The organism is Occallatibacter sp., assembly GCF_049802275.1.
Taxonomy (GTDB): Bacteria; Acidobacteriota; Terriglobia; order Terriglobales; family Acidobacteriaceae; genus Telmatobacter.
Genome location: NZ_JBARMD010000169.1, coordinates 1 through 1673, shown reverse-complemented (window position 1 = coordinate 1673; position 1673 = coordinate 1). Strand labels below are relative to the sequence as shown.

General features: G+C 56.0%; 2 protein-coding genes, 1 tRNA gene and 1 pseudogene. 2 read left to right on the top strand and 2 right to left on the bottom strand.

Translation table 11 applies throughout. The features are described from left to right. Positions 1 to 243: pseudogene (locus tag WA354_RS05390) on the bottom strand (hypothetical protein); the annotation flags it as partial. Positions 244 to 542: 299 nt separating this feature from the next. Here WA354_RS05390 and WA354_RS05385 point away from each other — a divergent pair. Then, positions 543 to 878, top strand: a complete 336-nt coding sequence (locus WA354_RS05385; RefSeq protein ID WP_472811984.1) for a c-type cytochrome — start codon at positions 543 to 545, stop codon at positions 876 to 878. A gap of 299 nt (positions 879 to 1177) precedes the next feature. Here the strand turns inward: WA354_RS05385 and WA354_RS05380 are convergent. Next, a tRNA-Gln gene (locus WA354_RS05380) sits at positions 1178 to 1252 on the bottom strand. 146 nt (positions 1253 to 1398) lie between these two features. On the opposite strand from WA354_RS05380, the gene WA354_RS05375 reads away from it, so the two are divergent. Further along, positions 1399 to 1673: cysteine hydrolase family protein (locus WA354_RS05375; protein ID WP_472811983.1), on the top strand; the 275-nt coding region annotated here is incomplete at its 3' end.

Below are 1673 nucleotides of genomic sequence, written 5' to 3'. Positions count from 1 at the left end.
GCAGCAAGTGGACAGGACAACAACTTCTTCAATACCGTCCGCACTCTTCAGCTGCCGCAAAACTTCATAGCGCCGGTTTTCGCTGATCCAGAACCGCTCTCTCATGGCCAGCGGGGCCGTACGGTGGTTCAGGCCGATCACCATGAGTGTAGGTTCCAAAACGAATGCCTCGGGGGCAGGTTGCAATAATGGAATCGCAAGCAGTCTGCCAAAGAAGCGGATACTGAAGATCGCAACAATCATTGTATTTTCAGCGACTTGCGAATATCTCCAAACGGCACGCCTGGGCCCACGTTCGGACGGTGCGGCATATGGCGCGGAATCGCGAGTCTTTTGACGCGATCTGCCTCTCCTGCATTGACTTAGGTTCAGACCGCGATCACGAGCCACCGTGACGGCAATCACAGACCAAAACCTCCGCGTCCTTGAAACTGCATAACGATTAGTAAAGTCTTATTCAGCTTCGAAACGCGTGTTCGAGATTCTTCAACTTCAGCGCACACATGTAACGAGGCAATTAAGGCTCAAGAGGAAACGCAATCATGAAGATGACGAAGCTCGTAATCCTGATCGTGATGATCGCCCTGGCGTTGTTCCTGATTCTGCCCAGCCTGTCGTGGGCAGCCGATGACGGCGCGAGCATCTACAGAACCAAGTGCGCAATGTGCCATGGCGCGGACCTCGCTGGCAAACCGGCGGCCAAGATTCCCAGCCTGGTTGGCGACGATGCCAAGAAGGTCTCCGACACCGATTTGACCGACATGATCGCCAACGGCGGCAAAGACAAGAAACCTATGCACGCGTTCGCAACCAAAGGTGTGACTCCCGACCAGATCAAGATGGTCGTGTCCTACATTCGCGAAGCGCAGAAAAAGTAGTTTCGGTTTGCGCCATTTTACCTGCAGTATGCCGGCGGTTTGTTGGCGTAGTGGTTTAACGCAGTCTAGCGGTTTGTTGAGTTAAGATCGCTGTTCCGAACGGCGAAGCCATCTGCCAGGACGGGCAGGTCGCACGGATGCGAGGGGTGATTAATCCTCTCAACGGCGAGCGCTGGCCCAGCCAGTCGCCGGATGCCCCTTGGCACTTCGCCGCAAACACGGAACGGCCGGCCCGGGTCTATGTGCTCACCCCTAGACCCGGGCATTTCCTTCGCCGCGTTTTGCCCAAGGGAAGAGTTTGGCTGCCCCCCAGGGATTCGAACCCCGATAACCTGCTCCAGAGGCAGGTGTCCTAGCCGTTGAACGAGGGGGCAGTGTGATTGGTTGGCGCTGTGCAGTCCACCTTCATTTTATGTTTCCTGAGAAGCGCGGTCAACCAGGAAGCATCTGCCACGAGTATCACCAAGGTGCGGGGAGCGGGTTAGAATTCCTGTGACGGCTTGATTTGCCGACGAAGAAAATGAATGACGAGGGCACGAATATGGTCATCGCTTTCGAGACTGCCGCAACCACCTCTGAATACGCTACGATGGCGCGCCGTCCATTGCAGCCCGAGCACTGTGCGCTGGTCGTGATCGACGTTCAGGAGAAGTTGCTGCCGCCGATCTTTCAGAAGGAACAACTGGTGCGGAATGCGCAGCTGCTGATTCGCGCAGCGATTATTCTGAACATTCCAGCGCTGGTCAGCACGCAGTATGCCAAGGGTCTGGGCGCAACCGTACCGGAGATCGCATC

Coding starts and splice junctions, on each gene's coding strand:
- WA354_RS05385 (WP_472811984.1), top strand. CDS start 543: ATGAAGATGACGAAGCTCGTAATCCTGATCGTGATGATCGCCCTGGCG.